The sequence below is a fragment of the Wolbachia endosymbiont (group A) of Pipizella viduata genome (genome assembly GCF_964028555.1).
Classification (GTDB): Bacteria; Pseudomonadota; Alphaproteobacteria; order Rickettsiales; family Anaplasmataceae; genus Wolbachia.
The window spans coordinates 1,211,441-1,233,882 of sequence record NZ_OZ034787.1 but is presented as its reverse complement, the minus strand read 5'-3'; the positions used below and the strand labels follow the sequence as shown (position 1 = coordinate 1,233,882).

At 37.1% G+C, this 22,442-nt stretch carries 23 protein-coding genes and 3 pseudogenes; 23 read left to right on the top strand and 3 right to left on the bottom strand.

Annotated features, from left to right (window positions below; translation table 11 throughout):
• Nucleotides 1-15: 15 nt before the first annotated feature.
• Both ABWU50_RS05955 and ABWU50_RS05950 read right to left on the bottom strand, forming a co-directional pair.
• On the bottom strand, nucleotides 16-1,254 hold the full coding sequence (locus tag ABWU50_RS05955) for a DNA modification methylase (RefSeq protein WP_353275766.1): 1,239 nt from the start codon (nucleotides 1,252-1,254) through the stop codon (nucleotides 16-18).
• Nucleotides 1,255-1,436: 182 nt separating this feature from the next.
• Nucleotides 1,437-1,913 (bottom strand): crossover junction endodeoxyribonuclease RuvC, encoded by a 477-nt coding sequence (locus ABWU50_RS05950; protein ID WP_353275765.1) that lies wholly within the window; start codon nucleotides 1,911-1,913, stop codon nucleotides 1,437-1,439.
• Nucleotides 1,914-2,969: 1,056 nt separating this feature from the next.
• On the opposite strand from ABWU50_RS05950, the gene ABWU50_RS05945 reads away from it, so the two are divergent.
• The 7 genes and pseudogenes from ABWU50_RS05945 to ABWU50_RS05915 all read left to right on the top strand — a co-directional run bounded on the left by ABWU50_RS05945 (nucleotide 2,970) and on the right by ABWU50_RS05915 (nucleotide 9,065).
• Nucleotides 2,970-3,461 (top strand): RNA polymerase sigma factor, encoded by a 492-nt coding sequence (locus tag ABWU50_RS05945; protein ID WP_353275764.1) that lies wholly within the window; start codon nucleotides 2,970-2,972, stop codon nucleotides 3,459-3,461.
• Nucleotides 3,462-3,549: 88 nt separating this feature from the next.
• Nucleotides 3,550-4,356: an ATP-binding protein gene (locus ABWU50_RS05940; protein WP_353275763.1), complete on the top strand. Its 807-nt coding sequence runs from the start codon at nucleotides 3,550-3,552 to the stop codon at nucleotides 4,354-4,356.
• Between the two features lie 12 nt (nucleotides 4,357-4,368).
• Complete coding sequence (locus ABWU50_RS05935) at nucleotides 4,369-5,205, top strand: AAA family ATPase (protein ID WP_353275762.1); 837 nt, start codon at nucleotides 4,369-4,371, stop codon at nucleotides 5,203-5,205.
• 25 nt (nucleotides 5,206-5,230) lie between these two features.
• On the top strand, nucleotides 5,231-5,728 hold the full coding sequence (locus tag ABWU50_RS05930; protein ID WP_353275761.1) for a hypothetical protein: 498 nt from the start codon (nucleotides 5,231-5,233) through the stop codon (nucleotides 5,726-5,728).
• The gene (locus ABWU50_RS05925) at nucleotides 5,725-6,234 is read left to right on the top strand and encodes a hypothetical protein (RefSeq protein WP_353275760.1); all 510 of its coding nucleotides are present in this window, start codon (nucleotides 5,725-5,727) and stop codon (nucleotides 6,232-6,234) included. Before ABWU50_RS05930 ends, ABWU50_RS05925 begins: the two co-directional genes overlap by 4 nt.
• A gap of 26 nt (nucleotides 6,235-6,260) precedes the next feature.
• Entirely contained in the window at nucleotides 6,261-6,950 is a 690-nt protein-coding gene (locus ABWU50_RS05920; protein ID WP_353275759.1) for an AAA family ATPase, read from the top strand.
• Nucleotides 6,951-7,284: 334 nt separating this feature from the next.
• A pseudogene (locus ABWU50_RS05915) lies at nucleotides 7,285-9,065 on the top strand (AAA family ATPase).
• Between the two features lie 23 nt (nucleotides 9,066-9,088).
• Here ABWU50_RS05915 and ABWU50_RS05910 read toward each other — a convergent pair.
• Complete coding sequence (locus tag ABWU50_RS05910) at nucleotides 9,089-9,418, bottom strand: hypothetical protein (RefSeq protein WP_353275758.1); 330 nt, start codon at nucleotides 9,416-9,418, stop codon at nucleotides 9,089-9,091.
• Nucleotides 9,419-9,663: 245 nt separating this feature from the next.
• On the opposite strand from ABWU50_RS05910, the gene ABWU50_RS05905 reads away from it, so the two are divergent.
• From ABWU50_RS05905 to ABWU50_RS05830, 16 genes and pseudogenes are all read left to right on the top strand, one after another.
• Nucleotides 9,664-10,350 (top strand): hypothetical protein, encoded by a 687-nt coding sequence (locus ABWU50_RS05905; RefSeq protein ID WP_353275757.1) that lies wholly within the window; start codon nucleotides 9,664-9,666, stop codon nucleotides 10,348-10,350.
• A 17-nt stretch (nucleotides 10,351-10,367) separates the two neighbouring features.
• Nucleotides 10,368-12,299, top strand: a pseudogene (locus tag ABWU50_RS05900) (DUF4815 domain-containing protein).
• A 13-nt stretch (nucleotides 12,300-12,312) separates the two neighbouring features.
• Complete coding sequence (locus ABWU50_RS05895; protein ID WP_353275756.1) at nucleotides 12,313-13,500, top strand: hypothetical protein; 1,188 nt, start codon at nucleotides 12,313-12,315, stop codon at nucleotides 13,498-13,500.
• Nucleotides 13,500-13,685, top strand: a complete 186-nt coding sequence (locus ABWU50_RS05890) for a hypothetical protein (protein ID WP_264688187.1) — start codon at nucleotides 13,500-13,502, stop codon at nucleotides 13,683-13,685. The genes ABWU50_RS05895 and ABWU50_RS05890 overlap by 1 nt, the downstream gene beginning before the upstream one ends.
• Nucleotides 13,682-15,238: a hypothetical protein gene (locus tag ABWU50_RS05885; RefSeq protein ID WP_353275755.1), complete on the top strand. Its 1,557-nt coding sequence runs from the start codon at nucleotides 13,682-13,684 to the stop codon at nucleotides 15,236-15,238. Before ABWU50_RS05890 ends, ABWU50_RS05885 begins: the two co-directional genes overlap by 4 nt.
• A 4-nt stretch (nucleotides 15,239-15,242) precedes the next feature.
• Complete coding sequence (locus tag ABWU50_RS05880; RefSeq protein ID WP_353275754.1) at nucleotides 15,243-15,809, top strand: hypothetical protein; 567 nt, start codon at nucleotides 15,243-15,245, stop codon at nucleotides 15,807-15,809.
• A 54-nt stretch (nucleotides 15,810-15,863) separates the two neighbouring features.
• Nucleotides 15,864-17,017, top strand: a pseudogene (locus ABWU50_RS05875) (phage tail sheath subtilisin-like domain-containing protein).
• Between the two features lie 24 nt (nucleotides 17,018-17,041).
• Nucleotides 17,042-17,548 (top strand): phage major tail tube protein, encoded by a 507-nt coding sequence (locus tag ABWU50_RS05870; protein ID WP_353275753.1) that lies wholly within the window; start codon nucleotides 17,042-17,044, stop codon nucleotides 17,546-17,548.
• 52 nt (nucleotides 17,549-17,600) lie between these two features.
• The gene (locus tag ABWU50_RS05865) at nucleotides 17,601-17,810 is read left to right on the top strand and encodes a hypothetical protein (protein WP_245611063.1); all 210 of its coding nucleotides are present in this window, start codon (nucleotides 17,601-17,603) and stop codon (nucleotides 17,808-17,810) included.
• A complete protein-coding gene (locus ABWU50_RS05860) occupies nucleotides 17,794-17,937 on the top strand; it encodes a hypothetical protein (RefSeq protein WP_353275752.1) in 144 nt (47 codons plus the stop codon). Before ABWU50_RS05865 ends, ABWU50_RS05860 begins: the two co-directional genes overlap by 17 nt.
• Complete coding sequence (locus tag ABWU50_RS05855) at nucleotides 17,934-18,065, top strand: type II toxin-antitoxin system RelE family toxin (RefSeq protein WP_353276383.1); 132 nt, start codon at nucleotides 17,934-17,936, stop codon at nucleotides 18,063-18,065. Before ABWU50_RS05860 ends, ABWU50_RS05855 begins: the two co-directional genes overlap by 4 nt.
• Nucleotides 18,066-18,153: 88 nt before the next feature.
• The gene (locus tag ABWU50_RS05850; RefSeq protein ID WP_353275751.1) at nucleotides 18,154-18,411 is read left to right on the top strand and encodes a phage tail assembly protein; all 258 of its coding nucleotides are present in this window, start codon (nucleotides 18,154-18,156) and stop codon (nucleotides 18,409-18,411) included.
• Between the two features lie 109 nt (nucleotides 18,412-18,520).
• The gene (locus ABWU50_RS05845) at nucleotides 18,521-20,944 is read left to right on the top strand and encodes a phage tail tape measure protein (protein ID WP_353275750.1); all 2,424 of its coding nucleotides are present in this window, start codon (nucleotides 18,521-18,523) and stop codon (nucleotides 20,942-20,944) included.
• Nucleotides 20,944-21,288 (top strand): phage tail protein, encoded by a 345-nt coding sequence (locus ABWU50_RS05840; RefSeq protein ID WP_353275749.1) that lies wholly within the window; start codon nucleotides 20,944-20,946, stop codon nucleotides 21,286-21,288. The genes ABWU50_RS05845 and ABWU50_RS05840 overlap by 1 nt, the downstream gene beginning before the upstream one ends.
• Nucleotides 21,285-21,494: a tail protein X gene (locus ABWU50_RS05835; RefSeq protein ID WP_353275748.1), complete on the top strand. Its 210-nt coding sequence runs from the start codon at nucleotides 21,285-21,287 to the stop codon at nucleotides 21,492-21,494. The genes ABWU50_RS05840 and ABWU50_RS05835 overlap by 4 nt, the downstream gene beginning before the upstream one ends.
• A gap of 1 nt (nucleotide 21,495) precedes the next feature.
• Nucleotides 21,496-22,440: a contractile injection system protein, VgrG/Pvc8 family gene (locus tag ABWU50_RS05830; RefSeq protein WP_353275746.1), complete on the top strand. Its 945-nt coding sequence runs from the start codon at nucleotides 21,496-21,498 to the stop codon at nucleotides 22,438-22,440.
• Nucleotides 22,441-22,442: the final 2 nt, after the last annotated feature.

The window sequence follows — 22,442 nt, the reverse complement described above, 5'->3', positions numbered from 1 at the left end:
TTTCCTCTTTTTACCTTACTGTCTTGATTCTTGAATTTGTGCGAAAGTTTTACCAGAACCGAAAAGGGTGGAATCTCTTCCCGTATACACCTGCCAACGTTTTATGGTTACATCTACAAACGTAGGATCTAGCTCTATCGTCCTACAGATTCTTCCTGTCCTCTCACAGGCAATTAATGTACTCCCAGAACCACTAAATGGATCAAGAACTATGTCTCCTGGTCTACTGCTGTTTACTATCGCTCTCTCCATTAACTCCACTGGTTTCATCGTTGGGTGCAGCGAGTTGTACGTTGGCTTATCGTAAAACCATAGGTCACTTTGATTGCGTCCTCCATGCCACTCACGTTTATTGCCGTTTTTCCAACCGTAGAGTATTGCTTCGTATTGTCTTTGGTAATCAGATCTTCCTAGCGTAAAATGATTCTTTGCCCAAATGATGAATGTTGACCATCTTCCACCTGCTTCTTCAAATACTTTTTGCAAGGTCGAAAGCTCTGATGATGATGCACAGATGTAAATTGCCCCTTTGGTGTATGCTAAAACATGAGTGCAAATGTCATACAGAAAAAGTTCGTAATTTTCATCTTGATCATCGTTTAGTATTTTTTTGTCTTCTCTTTCCTGACTGTCACCATATGCTACGTTATACGGAGGGTCACACACGGTAATATCTGCCATTTTATCGTCTAATACCGCTTTAAATGATTCAACCAGACAACTATCACCACAGTAGATTCGATGACCACCTAAAATCCATAGATCCCCTGGTTTTGTTATTTCCACTTTTTTGTCATCACCAGCTAAATCAGAAAATTTTTCTCCCTTTTCCCCTTGTTCTTCCCTTCCATCAAGGTTATCAAGAAAGCGTTGGACTTTTTCTAGCTCAAATCCAGTCATTTTGAGGTCAAACTCCAAATCTTCTAACTCTTGAATTTCTACCTTTAAAAGATCATCGTCCCACTTTGCCCAGTTAGCTGACTGATTTGCCAGTAACCGAAAAGCTTTGGTTTGGGCTTCACTTAAGTTATCACTGAGCACCACTGGAATACTTTCCATACCCAGTTTTCTTGCTGCTTTAAGGCGTAAATGACCATCTACCACAGTGCCATCGCTTTTTGCAACTATTGGAATACGAAAACCAAACTCCCGGATTGAAGCACACATTCTGTTTACTACATCGTCGTTCTTGCGAGGGTTACGCTCATATTCGACAAGATTTTCAATAGGATAGTAGTGTATTGCTAAGTTCATATTAGTGGAATAATTTATTAGTGGAGATTCTTAACGACTTGTTAAAAAGTTAACAATCAAAATACGTCTGACGCTAGAGAGGGCCTGGGGTTTCGCGCCCAAATCCCCCAGCCTGGCGGGAAGGACCCACATTTCACCCCGTTTCTATATTATTAAAATCGTTACTTATAGTAGAATTAGTATTAAAACTCATTATGTAAAATATTAATATCACAGCATTCGCTAAAACTCATTATGTAAAACATTAATGCCAAAGCATCTGCTTCATTATCGTCTTGAGGAAAAAAACCTTTGCCTTTCACAGCTTCAATGACTTCACCCTTACTTGCATTGCCTTTACCGGTGATAAAACGTTTTATCGTCTTGACAGGTACACCTTGATAAGGTATATTGCTTTCCTCGCACCAAGCTGTTAAATGAGCTAGAAAGCCTCCGTAGCAATGTGCAGCGTCAGTACCTAAATGTCTTCTTACTTCTTCAAAATATACCGTCCCAAACTTCTTTTTCATTGAATTAAGCCAGCTACGAAACTTTAAGAATGTCATTCCACCTCCGCTGAAACGGCTACCATGAAAGTTTTCACTCCCACTTTGAATTACTCCATCTGTAAGAATAGCCCAGCCAGTTTGTTTGCCGAGGTCAAGTGTTAGGATTGACATAACTGGAAATTTTTATCTAGAGACAGCAAATATATGCATGTAATATATATACGTAATTTCTCAGAAATTCGTCCAAAAAATGTAAAAAAAAGTTAAAATAATTTTAAGGCAGCTAAGGAATTAAAGAGCTTTGAAAACCAGCTATATCTTTTACAGCAGCTTCTTCGCTATTTGAGTTGTTTCTATTTTAGAAATATTTGAGAGAGTTTTTCCTCCTAACCAAAGCTTAAAATCTGTTCTGCCTTGAATATATTTTTTAGAAAGCTGTTGTCTACTGGTCCTTTACTATATTCACCAAAATTATAAAAGCTTTTTTGAAAAATTTTCTTTGGCAAGGCGTAAAAAACGTGATAGACTTACTTGTAAGTTTACTTTGCAGTAACAAAATTGCTAAAGGTGCCTTTTATTCGGGTTTAAATGTGGTCTACAAGCGTTTGTTAAGTGAGGGTGGTATGATTCCATCACAGAATCGCTTAAAAACGCAATTACCGGCATTTGTTCTTTTCTGAAATCTCTTATAGTTTTTTTGCTTAGTAGTGTATTATTTATTATTTTCCATTCTTACTATTTTATTATTATTTATATTATATGTATATATAATATTTACATATATTATATAATATATAAGGTTCTCGGAAATTGGAAATCAGCCAGTATAGCGGGTTTCACCCCCTTCCAATTTTCTAAATTTTTAAGAATGGAAACGCAAGATTTTTGCACATAAAGCAAGCAAAAAGCATAGAACTTCAATAACTTAGCTGCAGTATATTTTACGTTTCCAAATTTAGATAATTCGCTGGAAATCATAAAACTTTACAAAACCGGAAATCAAATTTTAGCTAAAGCGTTCCTTGTCTTCTGGAAGTTGCTGTCTTATTTAATTTTAGAGAAGTCTTATTTCACTTATTAATAAAGTTAGAATTGTCTTATTTAGTTTATTAATAAAGTTAGAACTGTCTTATTTAATTTTTCATAATAGATAAATCTCTCTTATTTAAATTCTGCAGAGTCTTAGGAAGGCAATTAGTAATAAACCTTTAATTATTGGAGGTTTTTATGCAATCAAGGAACTCTTTTTCAGGTATTGATCCTATAATTGTTAAATATATAAAGTATTATGCTAGTTGTCTTAATCATGTTGGGTGCTTTATTCACGAAAGTCTTGAAGATATAGAATTGGAACTTTTTTGTGAGGTTTGGCCTGACCTTAATCGATATGACGAAACAAGAAGTAGTTTTAATACTTTTGTTGCCAATTTAACCAAATATCGTGCACGTGACCTCTTGCGTAGTCAACTACGTGCTAAACATCAGATAGACTTTGGTATCGATGATGATATACCAGATTGCAAATACCTTGAAAGTGATATGATGGTATACATTGATGTAAAAAATATAATTTCAAAACTACCAAAGTCTCATAGAGATTTATGTGAGCTGCTAAAGGTTTTTACTATTACCGAAGTTTCCAAAATAACAGGCATACCAAAAACAACTGTCTACAACATTTTAAGGCAAATACGCGATAAATTTTTATCTCTAAAATGAGATTTACTTAAACTTTTTTTTGTAAATTTTGGACGAATTGCATAGGTCACTACGTATATATATCCGGGTGATAAAAACCAGGAGAAAAATGAAAATAATCGATAGAGATGAACGACTGAAAACACAAGCAGGCATAACAGCAGTGATAATTGGTCCTGCTGGTATTGGCAAAACTAGTCTGCTTAAGACTATAGATAAACCAACACTTTGTCTTGATATCGAAGAGGGTCTTGGCTCCGTTAAGGATTGGGATGGAGGGTCCATTGAGATTGAAACTTGGAACGATATACGTGATATAGCTTGTCTTCTTGGTGGACCTAATCCTGCTGTCAGAGCTGATCAAGCATATAGCCAGAAACACTATGAGTATGCATTCAATAAAAAGAAAGAGCTTTCTCAAAAACTGTCCCAATATCAATGCATTTTTTTCGACAGTATGACAGCTGCTTCAAGACTATGTTTGGCATGGGCACAGTTACATCCAGATGTTTTCTCTGAAAAAACAGGAAAGGCAAATGAATGGGCAGCATTTGGTAAACTTGCCCAAGAAATGATAGGTTGGTTAATTCAACTCCAACACATAAAAGACAAGGATATTATTTTAACTGCTACTCTTGGAAAATCTCTAGATGAGTTCAATCGTCAAATTTGGACTCTACAGTGTGGAGGTAATAAAACTAATAACGAAATTCCTGGAATTGTTGATGAAATGATCAGTATGGTTGGACTAAAAAATAATGAAGGGAAAGAAATACGTTCATTTGTCTGTCAGACGATTAATTCCTGGGGATACCCTGCTAAAGATCGAAGTGGATGCCTTGATATGGTTGAAGAGCCGCATCTCGGTAAATTACTTGCGAAAATTAAAGCTAAAGCCTTTTCTACTGCTGCTTAATGGAGAATAATTATGCTACAAAACATTTTCACTATTGGTCAAAAAATTCCTTTTTTCAGCGTAAAAGAGTATTTAAGTGACAAAGCACCAATCCCAGAAGACATCATCTACCCAAGGATATTAACTCCAAGGGGTTTGTTGGTATTTGGCGGGCCACCTAAAATTGGTAAAAGCGATTTTCTAATTTCATGGCTCATGCACATGGCTGCTGGTGTTTCATTTCTTGGCATGATTCCAAACAAGCCTATGAAAGTTCTCTGTCTGCAGACTGAAATTGATGATGGATATTTAAAAGAGCGTCTACAAGAGTTAAAACTCGATAAAGAATTTTTGGACGTTGGTGCAAACAATTTCATGATCACGCCAAGAGTGCAACTATCATTCAGTAGTGAAGAGATAGATGAAATAAAAAACTCTCTAGAGGACAAATGTTTTAAGCCTAATATTATTGCCATAGATCCTCTACGAAATATCTTTAATTCAGGTGAATATGGTAATGAGAACGATAACAGCGCTATGCTATTCTTCCTGCAAAAAACGCTTGAAAGACTGAGAAATGTTATCAATCCAGATTCCGGAATAATTTTGACCCATCATACGAAAAAATTGTCCAAAAAGATGCTGGAAGAAGATCCATTTCAAGGTTTAAGTGGTGCTGGGTCTTTAAGAGGGTTTTACACCACAGGTATGGTGATGTTCCGAAAGGATGAAGAAAACAGAGAAGAAAACGGAAAAGAAAAAACTGCATGTCAAATAGTTTTTGAGTTACGCAATGGAAAACATATTCTGCGCAAAACTGTCGATAAGATAGATGGTCGCTGGCAGTTTGTGGACCAATGGAATAGCTGATTTCAACTTTATTATGGAGACATTTATGTTACAGGATTTAACTGATTTTAACACTGCAAAGTCGCAAAGTAATTTAATACCTAAAGGTACAACGGTAAAAGTCAAAATGGCTATTAAACCTGGGGGTTATGAATGCTGGCTCACTAAAAGTCCCACTACTGGTAGTATCTATTTAAACGCAGAATTTACCGTCATTGAAGGGCCATATGCAAGGCAAAAGCTTTATCAAGCAATTGGGATAAAAAGCGGCAAAGCAAACGTTGAAAGAGAAGACGTTTGGGGAGAAATGGGTCGTTCTATGATTCGAAGCATTTTGGAGTCAGCACGCAATATTCATCCACATGATAATTCAGAAAAGGCAACTCTTGCTCGTAAGCTGAACTCTATTGCAGATTTAAATGGTTTAGAATTCAGAGCAAAGGTAAGTATTGAAGTTGATCGGTATGGGGAAAAGAACAAGATTGCTACGGTTATTACCCCAGAGCAACTTCAAAATACTGAAAATGATTGGATCCCGTTTTGAAGTACGACGAGGAGAAGCTCTGGATTGCTGTCATTAAGAGAGCTATCAAAGATGCAGCAGGAAAAAATGCAGAGCTAAAGAAAGAAGCAATTGAATGGTTTGATTCGGAGTCTTTTGAAACTGTTTGTGAGCTAGCTAATCTCAGCTCTAAACGTATGAAAAACATGTTGTTAGGTTATGGAGGTTTTATGTCTAAAAAGGAAATAAAGGTGTCATTAATTGATAATATTAAGGAATGTGTGTCTCATCTAATTCCAGATGGTAAGTTTTACCAAGAGAAGACTTATGTCGGCAGCTTAAATGGAGATACCATTATGGTCAAAATAGTAGGTAAAAAAGCTGGTAATTGGCGTAATTTTACCACAGGGGCTAGTGGTGACATTATTGATCTTTGGACTTTAATTAAAGGTAATATAGATTCTGCTAAGGAGTGGTTAAATACTAAAAATACTGAGAAATTACAAAATAAAGAAGCAAAAAAAGGGGGGAAAGAGCGTTTTCTCTGAGACAGTATTTAAGCGATCAATCTCCAATGCCGAAAGATGTCATAGGACCAAGAATTCTAACACCAGGTGGGCTTTTAGTTATAGGTGGTACTCCAAAGGTGGGAAAAAGTAGTTTTCTGCTTTCTTTATTAGCACATATGGCAGCAGGAGTACCATTTCTTAAGATGACACCTACAAGACCGCTTAGGATACTCTATCTACAGGACGAAATGGGATATGACGGCATGAGAAGGCGCGTGCAGGAACTCAAAGAGCTTATGAGTTTGGTAAAAGAAAACCTGGTTATTACTTCAGAAATAAAAATAACGTTGAATGACGAAGGAGTAGAGAGAATCAAAGACATTATTGTGGAAAAATTTGGGACAAAGATGATAGATCTTATTGCAATAGACTCTCTGACAACGCATCTGATGCCACTTTCTCTTTTACGGAGTGGGATTGAAAAATTACGCTCTATTGGCATTGGAATAATCATGACCCATCACACTAAAAAAGTATCCACAGCTACACTGGAAAAAAATCCATTTCAAGCTTTATTTGGAGCTAATGCATTAAGAAGCCTCTATACATCTGGTATAGTAATGTTTCAACCTGACAGACGTAAAAATATCCTGCAGGTAGCATATGAACTTGGAAACGGAAAACCTATACCAGCAAAATTTATTAGCAGGGCTAACGGATGTTGGAAAGCTTCTAAGGTTGTGGCTATAGCATAGCAGAACTTCAAAGCTAAATCTTGAAATTGTTAAATCTATTGTGATTTTGCACTACAGAAAAACGGGCATATCGATTGAAAAAGAAGAGCTTAAAACTCAGCTTTTACAAAACATCAGATCATGCCTTTCTTACTTACTACCCAATGGCACTTTTTGCAGAAATGATTTTCAAGTAGGCGATGTCTGGGGTAATAGAGGAAAAAGTTTAAGAGTAGAACTAAGTGGCAGTAAAGCCGGGTTATGGAACGATTTTGCGACCGGGGATAGTGGTGACATTATCGACCTTTGGGCAGCTGTACATGGGAAGAATGCGAGGACAGAGTTTTCTGAAGTAATGGCTTCTACAGGTGAATGGCTTGGCAAACAACACACTAGAGAAAAAAAGAGTATCAAAGATCTAGAACAGTACCTGACTTGTAGCTGGAATTATTACGATGAGAACAACCAAGTTATTGTTATAGTTTACCGTTATGACCCTCCTGAAGGAAAGAAAGAATATCGTCCATTTGATGTTAAGAAGCTGAGTTTTGGTGAACCAGATATAAGGCCACTCTATAACATTCCAGGTATTCTAAAATCTGATAAGATTATTCTGGTTGAAGGAGAAAAATGTGCAGAAGCGCTCATAGAGAAAGGAATTACTGCAACAACAGCAATGTTTGGAGCAAACGCACCAATTGATAAAACAGATTGGACACCGCTTAAGGGTAAAAATATTATTATTTGGCCAGATAATGATGAAGCAGGTAATAAATACGCAAAAAATGCTAAAAAAAGCTTTCAGAGCTTGGAGTTGCATCACTTGTTGTTCTTAATATTCCACAAAATAAACCGAAAGGCTGGGATGCTGCTAATTGTGTGTTAGAGGGAGTGAACGTTGAAGAATTTATCGAAAAAAATTCTGCAAAACAGTCACTTAACATTTTAGATTGGAGTGTGAGTCGTTATTTAGGTCAAGCACCAGTACAAAGATTTCTTGTTGAAGGATTATTTCCTTTAGGTGTTACTTCAATAGTAGCTGCAATGGGAGACACAGGCAAAAGTATGCTTCTTCTTGATCTAGCGCTTAAGGTTGCAAGTGATACAGATCAAGTATGTGGTTTTGGTCCACTTGTTACAGAACACGGAGCGGTGGTAATTTTTTCAGCAGAGGACGATGCAGATGAGATACACCGTCGCCTTGATCGCCTTGATCCTGAAGGCAAAAGAGCAGAATATCATGATCGGTTGTTTATTATACCTATGCCAAATACAGGAGGGCCTTTCTCTATACTAAAAACCAACATGCGGGGTAAATGTCCTGAAGTTTCAGAAAAGTTTGAAGATATTAGTAGACAATTAAATGCAATCAAAAATTTAAAACTAATCATCTTTGATCCATTAATATCATTTGTTCATGCAGATATAAATTCAGATCCAGAACTTGGCTGGTTTTCTACAGGATTGCTTGCAAGTTTAGCAACTGAAACAGGAGCTAGCGTAATTACTGCACATCATATGAGAAAACCTAAAATTTCAACTGTAGAACAAGCAAGAGAGGCAATAAGAGGAACTACTGCACTTGTTGACGGGGTTAGATGTTCTTTTGCATTATGGCCTGCATCGACGGAATGTCAGAATTCAGTATTTAATGATCTGAAAGTCGCAAAAGTTAACAATGCAATTTATCAAGGAGCTATAGTTAAATCCAATGGGCCATCGGACAGGAGCATAAGAACTTACTTACGTTCGCCAATTGGCTTACTTGAAGATATATCTGAGCAGCTAAAGCTTAGTGAATTGTCTGATGAATACTTAAAAAAGATACTTACGCAAGCCATTACAATTTCAGCACAAGAAGGACATCCATTTACTCATACAGGTGGAGCAGGAATATTTAAACAAAGGCACAGATTATCAGCTATATTTCATAATATCAGTAGGCATAGGCTTGAGCACTTAGTACAGATTTTATTAAACGAACATAAGGTAGTGAAAGGTATGGCTGCAAACTCAAAAGAAGATAAATGGCTTGATGTATCAATTGGTCCTTTTGCAAGAGGTGAAGGTAAATTCAAGCTAGGTGCTGAGCTCAAGCTTCATTCTCCAATAACATTGAAACCTCAATTCTTTTAAAGTTAAAGGTGCTAGCAAGAAGTTTATTCTATAAAATCAAGAACTTGAGGTTTAGTAGCACCTAAAGAAAGTATAAAGGGATTAAGACGATAACCATGCCCTTTGTCAGAATATCCTGGCCAGCCAATACTCTCAATGACGTCTTTGCAATCAAGCCCAAGCTCTTCAAATAATTTTTCCTTTATTGCTTGGATCATTCTGTTTAGTGATTTTCTGATTTTGTGTTCTAAGTTGTGAATTTCCGGATTAAAACCCAAACGTTCTGCTAGTTGAGTGATATTAAGGAACTTATATTTTTCTGCAGGCAGCCCATCTTTAAAATTCTGCCAAAACTGAGCTAATAAAACATGCATGATATTAAGACGTGCTGCTGAGTGCTTACTGACAACTTCGACATTATTTATATAGATTGCGTTACCCCTAATATGTAAATACAGTATCCTAGGCTGAGATAGCTTAGTAGAAGGAGTTTGCAACGTTTATTAATTTATCATGTTAAACAAGCGCATTATAGCACATTTTCAATAAAAAGTAGAGATTTTTTGGACGAATTTTGAAATTACTACGTATATATATAATACAGGAGTCAAACTTTCAAATGTCAATTCTCACCCAAACGGGAAGAGCAGCAATAGCAGCAAGTATAAAAGAGCAAGTTATACATCTTGCCTGGGGCAGTGGTGATGGAAACTCTGGAAGTAGCCATCAGGTCGAAAATTCTTTCACCCCTGATGGCGAAATAAAGCTTGATCATACCACTATTAAAAACGTAAAAGTTTTTACAGGACAGACAATTTATCAGCCAAGTATAGACTATACAGTTGATAGCGGTACTGGTGTTATTCAGCGCACAGAAAATAGCTCTATCACGGCAAATAATGCAGTTACTGTAGAGTATACTCAAGATACACCACCAGAGTCCATTACGTCTGAAAAACTGCTCAATGAACTTGGTAGACGTACCGCTGATGAGGCTCTTTTCTGCACAGGTGATGAAAATGGAGAGCTTTTGACCCCTTCTGGGAGGTTTAAATCTTCCGCTGTACCAACCAACAATCTCTACCTTAAATTCACTTTCGATTTCACGGACGCAGCAAATCAAGTGATAAGGGAACTCGGGGTTATGGTTGGTACAAAAGTGAAAAAAGAATTGCTTCCAGGACAGAGATATTTTGAACCACAAGATATAGAAGACCCGGGGATTTTGTTAGTTTTAGAACACACGGTACCACTTATTAGAACTGCAGCAACCCGTGAAACTTTTTCATTTGTTGTTACATTCTGACAATTTCTTGAGATAAAATGACCCTGAATAACTATTATAATCGCTCTGACAAAGAATACGAGAAAAGTTTATTCTTAGCAGGAAGAGGTTTGCAGTCAGCAGAATTAAATGAGATTCAAGATTATGCTCTTTCAAGGCTTAAAGGCATAGGAGATGCGATATTTCGTGATGGTGATATTATAACGGGAAGCAATTGTATCATAGACGGGGGAAAAGTTACACTTGAAGCAGGAAAAATCTATCTTCGTGGAGCGGTTAGGGGGGTAAAAGAGGAAAAGTTTACTATTCCACTAAATACCACAGTTCGCATAGGTGTTTATTATGTAGAATCCACCATTACAGAACTTGAGGATGAAAATCTTCGTGATCCTGCAGTTGGTACACGTAATTATCAAGAAGTTGGAGCTGCAAGGCTTAAAGTTTCCACCATTTGGGGTTATCAAGCTCAAGGTGTTTCTTCCCCTTTTTCTGCAAATGGAGAATTTTATCCAATTTATAACATTGAAAACGGAGTGTTGGTAGAACATTCACCGCCACCACAAGCAAACATAGTAACTACAGCTCTTGCTCGTTATGACAAAGAGGCAAATGGTTCCTACGTAGTAAATGGCCTAGAAGTAATGTTTTTGCAGAGGGAAGAAAAAGGGGGAGAAAGAGGGGCACAAATATTTGTGATTAATGAGGGAAAAGCTCATGTTGATGGCTATGAGATTGAACTTCCTCACAGTATTCGTGTTTATTTTGATGAAGATCCAGACATAAAAACAGTTAAATCAGAATTTCACACCTTTCAGGCAAATAGCCAAAGAGTAATGGAGCTTAAAGTTCATGATTTTCCGGTTAGTGAGATAAAAAGGGTAGATATAACTGTTCAGAAAACTATTACCATGACGCATGGTTCATATTCTGGAGTTGTTGATCCGATACCTGACTCTGCAGTTCAGGAGATTATTCAAGTTAAGTAAGGAGATGTAATTTATGAAAATAGTACAGATTACAAGCTCAGTGGAGGAAATGTTGATTGGTCATTACCGGGAAAGGAACCAGCACCAGGAAGTAGTTATCTGATAACCTACCGCTTTCGCACTCATGTTAGCCCTGAAGATGTGGATGAACAAGGATGTAAAATAAAGGGGGCGGTTGATGGCAGTTTAGTTTCAGTTGATTACACTTGGAAAATGCCCCGTTATGATTCAATCACTCTAGATGCAAAAGGAGTGGTAAGAAGAATCAAGGGAATTGCCCACCCTTGGAGACCATCAATGCCAAAAGCCCCTAGCGGACAACTTTTGCTTTGCTACATTCATCAGACGTGGAAAAAAGGGGAAGAGGGGAAAATAAAGATAGTGAATAATGCTATCCATGCTGTGCCGATGAATGAATTGGAAGCAATGAAGAGTGGAATAAGAGATCTTTATGCACTCTTTGCAGAGGAGCGTCTACGCAGTGATGCAAATTCAAGAGAGCCTACTACTAAAAAAGGAGTATTTGTCGATCCCTTCTTTGATGATGATATGCGCGATCAAGGAATTGTTCAGTTTGCAGCAATAGTAAATAAGGAACTGATATTGCCGATAAACGTGGAAATTATTGATGTTGAAAGAGGTAAGGAACCTTATTTATTGCCGTATGAACTTGAGCCGGTATTGGAACAGCTTTTACAGACTAAAAGTGAAAGGATTAATCCTTATCAAGCTTTTGACCCAGTACCGGCAAAAGTTACCATGAACAAAAACATCGATCACTGGACAGAGGTAAAGACAAATTGGTCAAGTCCAGTGACAAGAGAATTTAATACTAGAGAAACAACAGAGCTATTGTCAAGTAATTCATATGAAGCTGAATTTATGAGAGAAGCAGTACAAGATTTTGAGATCGAAGGTTTTTCGGTCGGTGAGAAACTTAAAGAAATAAAATTCGATGGCATCAGCATTCAACCCTTAAATTAAAAGTAGAAAAAAAGTGAACAATCAAGGACAAATAAAGGGAAAGATAAAAATACCGGCAAATATTCCAGCAGGTACTAAACTAGTGCAGTTTTACGGGGATAAGGGAAGTTATGGAGAAGCAACGTATACTGGTAAAAAAACTATTACCATAGAAGAGCGAAGAAGAGTTTTTTCCAGCAAACGTGTTGATCCTTTAGCACAGACATTTACCTTGGATGAGAGTAGACATATAGGAGGTATAGACTTATGGTTTACAAATAGCGGCAAAAGACGTGTTGTTGTGCAGATTAGGGAAACAACAGTTGGAGTGCCCTCGCAAACAGTTGTCGCTGAAAATTCCATCGAGCCAACTAAGATCAATACTGATGGCACAGCAACACGTATAACTTGGTCACAAGTATTTTGCCATGGATGGCAAGAGTATGCGATAGTTTTACTGACTGATGATGCAGATACAGCGGTAAAGATAGCAGAACTTGGCAAATATGATGCAGTAAACAGCCGTTGGGTAACCAGTCAGCCTTATCAAGTAGGAGTATTACTGTCATCGAGCAATGCAAGTACGTGGACACCGCATCAGAATTTTGACCTTACCTTTCGACTTTTAGCAGCGAAATTTACTGAAAGTTTTCACGTTATTGATCTTGGCAAAGTTACTGCAAATAATACATCAGACTTAATCGCTCTAACCAACATAGAAAAAGTGGGTTTTGATACTAATGTAGAATTTATCTTAACAGATGAGAAAGGAGAAGAAAATTTTCTGTCTGATAATTTGCCGCTCGCACTGCGCGCAAGAATAAGTGGAGAATTAACGGTAAAAGTAGCGCTCAAAGGATCGGGGAAAAAAAGTCCAGTTCTCTACCCTGGGTTACAGCTAGTTATGGGGAATATTTCAGAGTCCGGAGATTATGTAACTAGGAGCATTACAGCAGGATCCAACACTAAGATAACAATTACCTATGATGCGCTGATACCTGGTACTGCAGACGTTAAAGCATATGTGCAGAAGGGGGTGGAAAAAGGAGAAAAATGGCAGTTAGTTGATTTAACAGCGGGAAAACCAATCGGAGAAAATTGGGTGGAAAGAACTCACGTGCTATCAAATTTTAATGGTAATGAGACAAGGATAAAATTGGTTTTAAGTGGAACGGTTGTCTATCGTCCAAAGGTGAAGAATCTACGAGTAATTATCACGTAATGCCAAACGAAGAGACCAAAAGAGGATATCCTTTGCCGCATCCAGAGAACATTGCAGTGGAAGATGTAGTACGTATTCGCAGAGCCATAGAAAAGATAGATGAAGATATGAGTGAAAGAGAAGATGAACTTAAAAATAATTTTGAACGATTTAGATTTGAAACTTTTTTGAATTTTTGGGAATGAAAGAAGCAATAGAAGCATTACACCAAAGGATAAAGGATTTAGCAGCAAATAGCACACCTGATCAACTGGCATATCTTGCAAAATCGCTGGAATTGATAGCAGATAAAAAAGCTATTTCCAACGTTAACGTTGTGCAGATGACTGGGGTAAAAGGGATAATTGATGCAATACAAAAGAGACTTAAGGATTTAGCAGCAAACAGTACACCTGATCAGCTAGCATATCTTGCTAAAGCATTGGAATCAATAGTCGACAAAAGTGCAGTGTCTGAAATTGTACAGATGACAGATGGAAAGTTGAAAGAACTCTTGAGCGCTGCAAGATCGCACTTGAATGAGATAAACAGCAATAAGGAAAATTCAATATCGGCGATAACTGAAGCAAAGGCAGAGTCTGTAAATGAGATCAATACGCTAAAAACTAACACCTTGGATACTTTAAAAGCGTCATCAGATTCATATGTATCGCTACTTGATACGAGAAAGGATGCGAATATTGAGGCAATAAACAGTATTAGCAACAATCATAAAGATGGTCTTAAAGGTTTAGTAGAAGATTTTCGTGGTGTGAATGATGTGCCAGATGGTTCATCGATCATGAAGGAAATAAAAACCAGGGAAAATCAGCTAAAAACACTGACAACCAAATTTAACTCCATCAATGATTTGCCAAGCGGTTCATCAATTATGAAGGAGGTAAAAACCAGGGAAGATAAACTAAATACACTCACAACCAAATTTAACTCCATCAATGATGTGCCTAGCAGTTCATCAATTATGAGAGAAGTGAAAAAGAGGAATATGGTTGAACCAGGGTCATTACCTTTCTTGTTTGGTGTGCTAAGTAGAAAAAATAATTATCTTGGCTATGGAACTTTCACAACTGAACTTGGAAAGTGGAACAGTGGAACCGACTACATGCTACAACTACTAGCAGGTAGCCATATATACGATACAAGTTACGTTAGTTTTTATCGGCCAAGACAATTGAGTTTTATAGAGGGAAATAAAGGAACATTTATTTACGGAGAGTTATATACAAACAGTTTTTCGAGTAGTCATGATTCAATATATTACTACCCATATGCTGCACTTGGAGTAATATTTGTAAAAGATACAACCAATGCGAACATAAATAAAACAATAGAATTTGTTGGATCATCTTGGAGTGCGGAATATGCAAGTGCAGGATTATTTGTGGGAACTCCTGATAACACCAATGCTAATAAGTCAGGAATTTCAAGGATAACGTGGAAAAATGTTTACGTACACACGGGTTATAGTAGCAGCTTTGCTGGATCCGGCAATGTAGAAATTCCAGCAGGAAAAACAGTTGCAGTATTACTTTATACATCATCTTATCTATATTCCAGAGGAAAAGTTAGTGAAGGTATGCTTTCAGGTGATGTACATATCTATGGTCAATTTATCCAGTGGGGAATTTATAACATACGTAACAACTTTTTAACTGCAGGGCTTGAAGTTGATGTAGAGAGAACGCTAAAAGCTTGGCAATGTCCAGGGTTAGCTAATACCTATGAGATTTGGAGGTAAAAGAGTGCCTATCTATATTAGATTCAAAGACAACAAACAAATTGAAACAACAACGCTTGAAAGCAAGCCAACTGGGAATGATTGGTACGAAGCGCCAAAGAATTTCGACTGGCAAAAGAGTTATCGGTTAACAGAAGGAGGGAAAATTGTTGAAAGGAGTCAAGAAGATATTGAGCTGGAATTACTGGAAACTGCGAAACTTTCTGCATTTTCTAGTCTTCGTGCTTATTATGATAACTATACTCACGAATACACAGGATATTCTCGTCAGAAGTCTAAGTCGTATGAAATACAAGCAAAAGCCGCAGAGAATATTCTAGCAGCACCAGAATCTATAGACGAAAAAGATGCAGAAATTATAGAGCCTTTAGCAAAAGTCCGAGGAATTTCAGTAGTAGAAATGGCAAGAATAATTCAGGAAAAAGCCAAAAAAGCAGTAAAAGCAATAATCAAATGCGAAGAGCTTGAAGATTTAGCCAAGAAGAAAATTAAGGAAGTCAGGGGTAAAGAAGAGCTGCAGAGTTTACTCAACGATTTTAAGCAAAAAATGCAAAAGGTTTTAGAAAGTTAAAAAAGAAACCTTTTCTCTATCCACCTTCCAAAATTCAACATTACAAGGAGAAAAATGACAGAACAGTTTTTACATGGGGTAAATGTTATTGAGATTACCTCTGGAGCAAGAACAGTACGAACAGCTAAATCATCAGTGATAGGAGTAATAGGTACTGCACCTGATGCTGACGGGGAAAAGTTTCCACTCAATAGTCCAGTATTAATAGTAGGAAGCTTAAAAGAGGCAGCAAAACTTGGAAAAAGAGGAACTTTGCCTTCTGCAGTAAATGGAATATTTTCCCAGGTTGGTGCAACAGTAGTAGTTATTCGAGTTAAAGATGCTGATCAAGAAGAAGAAACGTTAAAAAACATCATTGGAGGAGTGATGAAGAAACCGGGGAATATCAAGGGATTCAAGCATTCCTCAGCAGTGAAAGTATAGTTCATGTTGCCCCAAGAATACTAATTGCCCCTCAGTTTACTCATCAATTGCCCGAAGGGTCTGTGAATCCAGTGGTTAGCGCTTTAATACCGATAGCAGAAAAGCTAAGAGCAATAATAGTAGCAGATGGGCCAAATACCAATGATGAAGAAGCAATAAAGTGGAGAAAAAGTGTAGGCAGTAGCAGAGTTTACGTAGTTGATCCATGGGTAAAGGTGTTTGAAGGGGAGGAAAAACCGCCAAGTCCATTTGTTGCTGGTTTAATAGCAAAAGTAGATAGTGAACAAGGCTTTTGGCAATCACCTTCAAACAAAGAGATAAATGGTATTGTTGGGACAAGTAGGGCTATTGATTTTACGCTCGGTGATACAAGTTGTAGAGCAAATTATTTAAATGAAAATGAAGTAACAACGATAATCCACCAAAATGGCTACAGACTATGGGGGAATAGAACATGTTCAAACGATGAAAGGTGGGCTTTTCTGCCGGTTAGGCGTACTGCAGATCTAATCAATGATAGTCTACTTCGGGCTCATCTATGGGCAGTTGATCGAAATATTACCAAAACTTATATAGATGATGTGATTGAGGGGGTGAATTCTTATCTTGCCCATTTAAAAGCCCAAGGAGCGATTATCAGTGGAAGATGTTATGCAACTCCAGAACTCAATACACCGGCAAATATTGCAAACGGGAAAGTGTATTTTGACTTTGAGTTTACACCACCATATCCAGCAGAACAGATTACTTTCAGGTCACACCTTGTGAGTGGCGCAATATCGTAAAAAGGGGAGAAAAGGGGGAGAAGAATGTTACCGAAGATTTTAAAGAATTTTAACGTATTCGTAGATGGTAAAGGCTATGCAGGAAAAATAGATGAAGTAACCTTGCCAAAACTTACCATAAAAACAGAAGAATATAGAGCTGGTGGTATGGATATTCCAATAAATATTGATATGGGCATGGAAAAGCTCGAAGCTGATTTTACTTTTGCCGAATATGATTCAGAGCTTTTTAGGCTGTTTGGTTTAATAGATGGAAATTCGGTTTCTTTGACGCTAAGGGGTGGTCTTCAAGGCAGTGGAAGTAATGATATTGAAGGAGTAATTATCAATCTCAGAGGAATATTCAGAGAATTTGATTTTGGTAGCTGGAACCCTGCTGAGAAAGCAACGCTGAAATGTACCGTAGCTGCGCATTATTACAAACTTACTATCGGTGCTAGAGAACTTATCGAAATCGATGCTGAGAATATGATTCGCAAGATTAATGGTGTTGACCAGATGGCCTTGCTACAAACGATTTTAGGTATTTGATGTAGTTGACAAAGTCACATAAAAATGTTAAAATATAATAAGTTGTAGGTATATGGCTGCTATGGATTCTAAAGCTCATGTAAATTCTGAAGATCAGTTGACTAGTTTACTCACTAGTGTAGCTCAATCTCAAAACAAATCCGTTTTAAAACTATTGGCTGAGTTAATGGAAGAAGAAATTGAAGATATGGAATTATCTAAGATTGCTGACGAACGCTACAAAGAAAAGAGGGTTAAACATCAAGATGCCTTCTGGGTATAATATAGAATATTCAGAATCTGTCATAAAAAAAGACATTCCAGCACTTCCAGTCAAAGTGAAGTCAATGGTCAAAAAGGCGATACTGGAGCGTTTAACAGTTGATCCAATTGGACTTGGAAAGCCATAAAGCACAACTTAAGTGGGCAACGTAGTCTACGCGTAAGTACCTATCGTATACTTTATTACATAGATGTACCAGAACATACAGTAGTTATTACCTCCATAGAACACAGAAAAGATTCTTATCAAAGCTAATCCTATTTATAGCACCATAATCATAATAAAAAAATTAGTTATATAAAAGCCACGAAGACTTTTATTTAATTAACTTTTAGGGGGAAACATGACAACAGTAAAACTTGATAATCCAATAACAGTAGAAGGAATTGAGGTTTCGGAATTAACTTTTAGACCAGTCAAAGTAAGAGACTGCCTAGCAATGGAACGTGCCGGTAGTAGTGATTTTGAAAAAGAAGTTGGATTAATAGCAAACCTAGCATCTGTGACAAAAGAAACAATTTGGGAGTTATACTTTAAAGACTACATGAAAATACAGGAGGAATTGAAAGATTTTTTTCCATCGGTTACACAAAGGACTTAAGGCTAAATGTACTAATGCTCTGTTCCGTTATAGGTGGCGGAATTGAGCAGGTACTTGAGATGGAAATAAACGAATTTATTTTATGGGCCAAAGCTGCGGGAGAGTTTAAATGTCAACATTATCAGTAAAAATAGGTGCAATACTAGATGGTAGCTTTAATAGCGCAATGGCAGGAAGTAGTGCTCAACTTTCCCGTCTTGGGAGTACAATAAGGCAACTTGATGCATCGATGAAATCGGTATCAAAATTTAAGGAGTTAAGTCGTAACACATTAGTTGCCAAGAGATCCTGGAAAGGCTTAGAAGTGCAAGTAACGTCCTTGGCTAAGCAAATGAAAACAACAGCAAAGCCAAGTAAAGATTTAAAGGCTCAGTTTGATAAGGCTAAGGAATCGGCAATAAAGGCCAAAACAGCATACTTACAGAAGAGAGACACTTTACATGCGCTCAGTGAAGAATTTAAGAAAAGTGGAAAGAATATACAGTCTTTGATAAGAGATCAAGATAAACTAGGTGCTTCTGCAGAGAAGTTGAGAAGTCAGTATAGTAAGTTAAGTACCGCTATCAAAAATCGGGACATGTTTTTGGGAAGAAAAGCATACTTTAAATCACAAATGTTGGAGACGGCTGGACTCGCATTAACGCTTGCAGCGCCAATTAAAGTTGCAATTGACTTTGAAAGTGCTATGGCTGATGTTAAGAAAGTAGTAGATTTTGACGAGCAAAAAAATGAAGCTAACGAGTTTGCTGAGACGTTAAAGAAATTATCCCGTACAATACCACTATCAGCAGCAGAGTTAGCACAAATAGCTGCAAGTGGTGGACAACTTGGTATTAAAAAAGAGAAACTGCTTTCATTCACAGAAACAGTAGCTAAAATGTCTACAGCATTCGATATGTCTGCAGAAGAAGCAGGTGATTCCATAGCTAAACTTGCCAACGTTTATGGAATTGAAGTAGCAGGCATGGAAAGGGTAGGTAATATTATAAATCACCTTTCAGATAATAGTGCTGCTAAAGCAGGAGATATGGTTAAAGCATTAGCTATAGTTGGTGGTAGTGCAAAACAGTTTGGTCTTGATATTAAGGAAACAAGTAGTTTAGTAAATGCCTTTATTAGTTTAGGCAAACAACCGGCAAAAGCTGCTACTGCAATAAATGCTCTACTTAGCAAACTTCAGACCGCTGAGGGACAGAGCAAAGAGTTCAAAGCAGCATTGGAAGACATGGGAATAACTGCAGAAGAGATGACACAAAGGATTAGCGAAAATGGCCAAGACGCACTACTTTATTTTTTTGAAACTCTGGAGAAAGTAGATAAACAGGAACGTTCGCAAATTCTTCTCAATCTTTTTGGTCAAGAATATCAGGATGATATTGCATTATTAGTCGGAAGCTTAAAGAATTATAAAGATGCCATAAATCATTTAGCTGACGAGAAAAAATTTGAAAAGTCCATGCAAGAAGAATTTAACAATCGCGCAGCAACTACAGCAAATAATTTACGACTACTGAGAAATGCGATAGCAGAGGTTGGAATGAACCTGGGCTCAGTAATGCTACCTCCTTTAAAGTGGATAAGTAATATTTTAAGAGAGATAACTAACCCCATAGCTTGGTTTGCAGAAAAGTTTCCAGTTATTACTACAGGAATAATGAGTGTCATAGCAGCACTAATAGGTCTTAAAGTTCTAGCAGTAAGTGGTGGTTATGCATGGAATCTGATTAGAGGTGGAATGTTAACTTTTTCGGTTATTTTGCATGGGGTAGTTAAGCCAGCACTGATATCATTATCGTCATATGCTATTCCAGCGGTAATTACTGGGCTGAGTGTTTTAAAAGCTACAACTTTGAGCTTAGCAACGAAAGCTTTTCCTCTACTATCATCAGCTCTACCTGCAGTAGCAGCAGGAGTGAGATTTTTGACAGCAGCAATTGTGAGCAACCCTATAGGGGCTATTATTACCTTACTTGCATCTGGTGCGATACTTGTTATATCTAACTGGCAAAAGGTAAAGAACTTTTTTTCTAGCATCTGGGAGTATATAAAATCGATAATAAAACCCATTGGAGAGATGTTTTCATGGCTGGGAAATACTGTTGGTAGCATATTTGGAAAGGTTGCCGAAAATAGCCCACTGAAAGAATTTGAAAAAAGAAAAAGTATTGTTACTGAAATAAAAGCAGTCCATACTCCCCTTAAGAGCAGCATTCTCAGCAATGGAAATCCTTTGTTGAATAACAGTATAATTAAAGAAATATCTGAGAGAAGAAAGAATAATAAAAGCCTTATTGAGGAGAAAAAGTCCACAGAGAGCGATAATGATAAGATACTTGCAGACTTTGCAAGGAGTCAGTTTGAAAATAAAGAACAAAAAACTATGAATAAAACTCAGAATATCACTAATAATTACACTATCAGCATTAAAGCAGAGCCAAATCAAGATGTTCGTAGTCTTGCAGATGAAGTAATAAAAAGAATAAGAGAAAAGTCACGAGATGTTATGTTTGATACGGTAGATCCCATTTACTGATGCTATCCCTTGGTCCATATAAAATTTCCCCAACGAGTTTAAAGTATAGCAAAGAGAAGCGTTGGAGTGTGGTTGAGTGTATTGGCAAGCAGTTACTACAGAACATTGGCCGAGGGGCAGAAAATATAGACCTAGAAGGGGTTATTTATCTTAGTAATTTAAGTGAATTAAAGAATATGAAAGAAGCAGAAGCAAATCAAATACCCCGCACTTTAGTTGATGGCATGGGAAATGTTTTAGGACAATTTGTAATTACTCGTTTTGAAGAAAAGCGAACGTCATTTTTCCCTTGCGGGTTACCAAAGAAAGTTGAATTTAATTTAAGTTTAAGGCGTTATTTATGACTATATACTACTTAGCAAAAGAAAATGAGATGCTAGACCATATTTGTTGGAAACACTACGGATTTACTTCAGGAGCAGTAGAAATAGTATTAGAGGAAAACCCTGGACTTGCAGAATACAGAAGCTTTTTACCAGCGGGGCTAAAAATCAAGCTGCCTGTAATTGAGAAACCTCTACAGAAATCAACTTTAAAAATTTGGGGGTAAAATGCAACCAGAGTTTGTCATTGAAGGGTATGAATTAACAAAAGATCGCTTAGTATCAATGCATATTACTGATGAATCAGGGACTATAGAAGATGTAGTTGAAATATGTGTTGATTACAGGGATGATAACATAAAAGTTCCAAAAGAGCTAAAGATTGCTTTGGGATATAGAGAAACAGGAGTACTACCCATAGGTGTATATACAGTTAATGAAGTTACGGTGCAAAGTCCACCAAAAACCTTGATGATCAAAGGTCATGCAACAAATTTGATGATATCACTAAAGGAAAAAGTATCTAGGGAATGGCATCAGATTACACTAGTTGATTTAGTCAAAGAAATAGCAAATAAACATGGGTATGGATATAAAGTTGCTGAAGAATTTAAAGATATATTAATACCACACATTGATCAGACTGAAGAGAGTGATATAAATTTGTTAACTAGAATAGCTATAGAGCGCGAAGCTATGGCAAAACTGGCAGGAGGATATATATTGTTTATTCCAAAAGGTGCAGCAAAATCAGCAACAGGAAAAGCTTTAGGAACAACGACTATTAGACCTCAAGATACAATCAATTGGAAAGTGCATTTTACTGCACGTGATAAATATAATTCAGTGATAGCAAAATGGTATAGCTATGAGAAGGGAGAACCAATATCAGAAACAGTAGGTAGCGGTAAACCAAGTTACCCTATACAAACAATTTACCCAAATGCAGAATCAGCAATTAGTGAAGCAAATGCCAGATTTAAACAACTACAGCGTAATAATGAAACTCTAGAAATGACAATACCAGGTAATCCAGAATTATTTGCAGAAGCAAAACTTAGTCTTGTAGGGTTCAATCAAGACATAGATGGTGAATGGGTAATTGATAGAGCAGAACATACTTTAAATAGTTCGGGATATCGTACTGCATTATCGGCATCTTTGAGTAAGTGAGA

What these genes read in the sequence shown, in the direction of transcription:
- ABWU50_RS05860 (WP_353275752.1), top strand. Translation starts at nt 17,794, where the DNA reads ATGCCTTCTGGGTATAATATAGAATATTCAGAATCTGTCATAAAAAAA.
- ABWU50_RS05930 (WP_353275761.1), top strand. Translation starts at nt 5,231, where the DNA reads ATGTTACAGGATTTAACTGATTTTAACACTGCAAAGTCGCAAAGTAAT.
- ABWU50_RS05850 (WP_353275751.1), top strand. Translation starts at nt 18,154, where the DNA reads ATGACAACAGTAAAACTTGATAATCCAATAACAGTAGAAGGAATTGAG.
- ABWU50_RS05910 (WP_353275758.1), bottom strand. Translation starts at nt 9,418, where the DNA reads ATGCATGTTTTATTAGCTCAGTTTTGGCAGAATTTTAAAGATGGGCTG.
- ABWU50_RS05940 (WP_353275763.1), top strand. Translation starts at nt 3,550, where the DNA reads ATGAAAATAATCGATAGAGATGAACGACTGAAAACACAAGCAGGCATA.
- ABWU50_RS05920 (WP_353275759.1), top strand. Translation starts at nt 6,261, where the DNA reads ATGCCGAAAGATGTCATAGGACCAAGAATTCTAACACCAGGTGGGCTT.
- ABWU50_RS05955 (WP_353275766.1), bottom strand. Translation starts at nt 1,254, where the DNA reads ATGAACTTAGCAATACACTACTATCCTATTGAAAATCTTGTCGAATAT.
- ABWU50_RS05890 (WP_264688187.1), top strand. Translation starts at nt 13,500, where the DNA reads ATGCCAAACGAAGAGACCAAAAGAGGATATCCTTTGCCGCATCCAGAG.
- ABWU50_RS05865 (WP_245611063.1), top strand. Translation starts at nt 17,601, where the DNA reads ATGGCTGCTATGGATTCTAAAGCTCATGTAAATTCTGAAGATCAGTTG.
- ABWU50_RS05835 (WP_353275748.1), top strand. Translation starts at nt 21,285, where the DNA reads ATGACTATATACTACTTAGCAAAAGAAAATGAGATGCTAGACCATATT.
- ABWU50_RS05885 (WP_353275755.1), top strand. Translation starts at nt 13,682, where the DNA reads ATGAAAGAAGCAATAGAAGCATTACACCAAAGGATAAAGGATTTAGCA.
- ABWU50_RS05905 (WP_353275757.1), top strand. Translation starts at nt 9,664, where the DNA reads ATGTCAATTCTCACCCAAACGGGAAGAGCAGCAATAGCAGCAAGTATA.
- ABWU50_RS05945 (WP_353275764.1), top strand. Translation starts at nt 2,970, where the DNA reads ATGCAATCAAGGAACTCTTTTTCAGGTATTGATCCTATAATTGTTAAA.
- ABWU50_RS05950 (WP_353275765.1), bottom strand. Translation starts at nt 1,913, where the DNA reads ATGTCAATCCTAACACTTGACCTCGGCAAACAAACTGGCTGGGCTATT.
- ABWU50_RS05845 (WP_353275750.1), top strand. Translation starts at nt 18,521, where the DNA reads ATGTCAACATTATCAGTAAAAATAGGTGCAATACTAGATGGTAGCTTT.
- ABWU50_RS05830 (WP_353275746.1), top strand. Translation starts at nt 21,496, where the DNA reads ATGCAACCAGAGTTTGTCATTGAAGGGTATGAATTAACAAAAGATCGC.
- ABWU50_RS05840 (WP_353275749.1), top strand. Translation starts at nt 20,944, where the DNA reads ATGCTATCCCTTGGTCCATATAAAATTTCCCCAACGAGTTTAAAGTAT.
- ABWU50_RS05935 (WP_353275762.1), top strand. Translation starts at nt 4,369, where the DNA reads ATGCTACAAAACATTTTCACTATTGGTCAAAAAATTCCTTTTTTCAGC.
- ABWU50_RS05870 (WP_353275753.1), top strand. Translation starts at nt 17,042, where the DNA reads ATGTTACCGAAGATTTTAAAGAATTTTAACGTATTCGTAGATGGTAAA.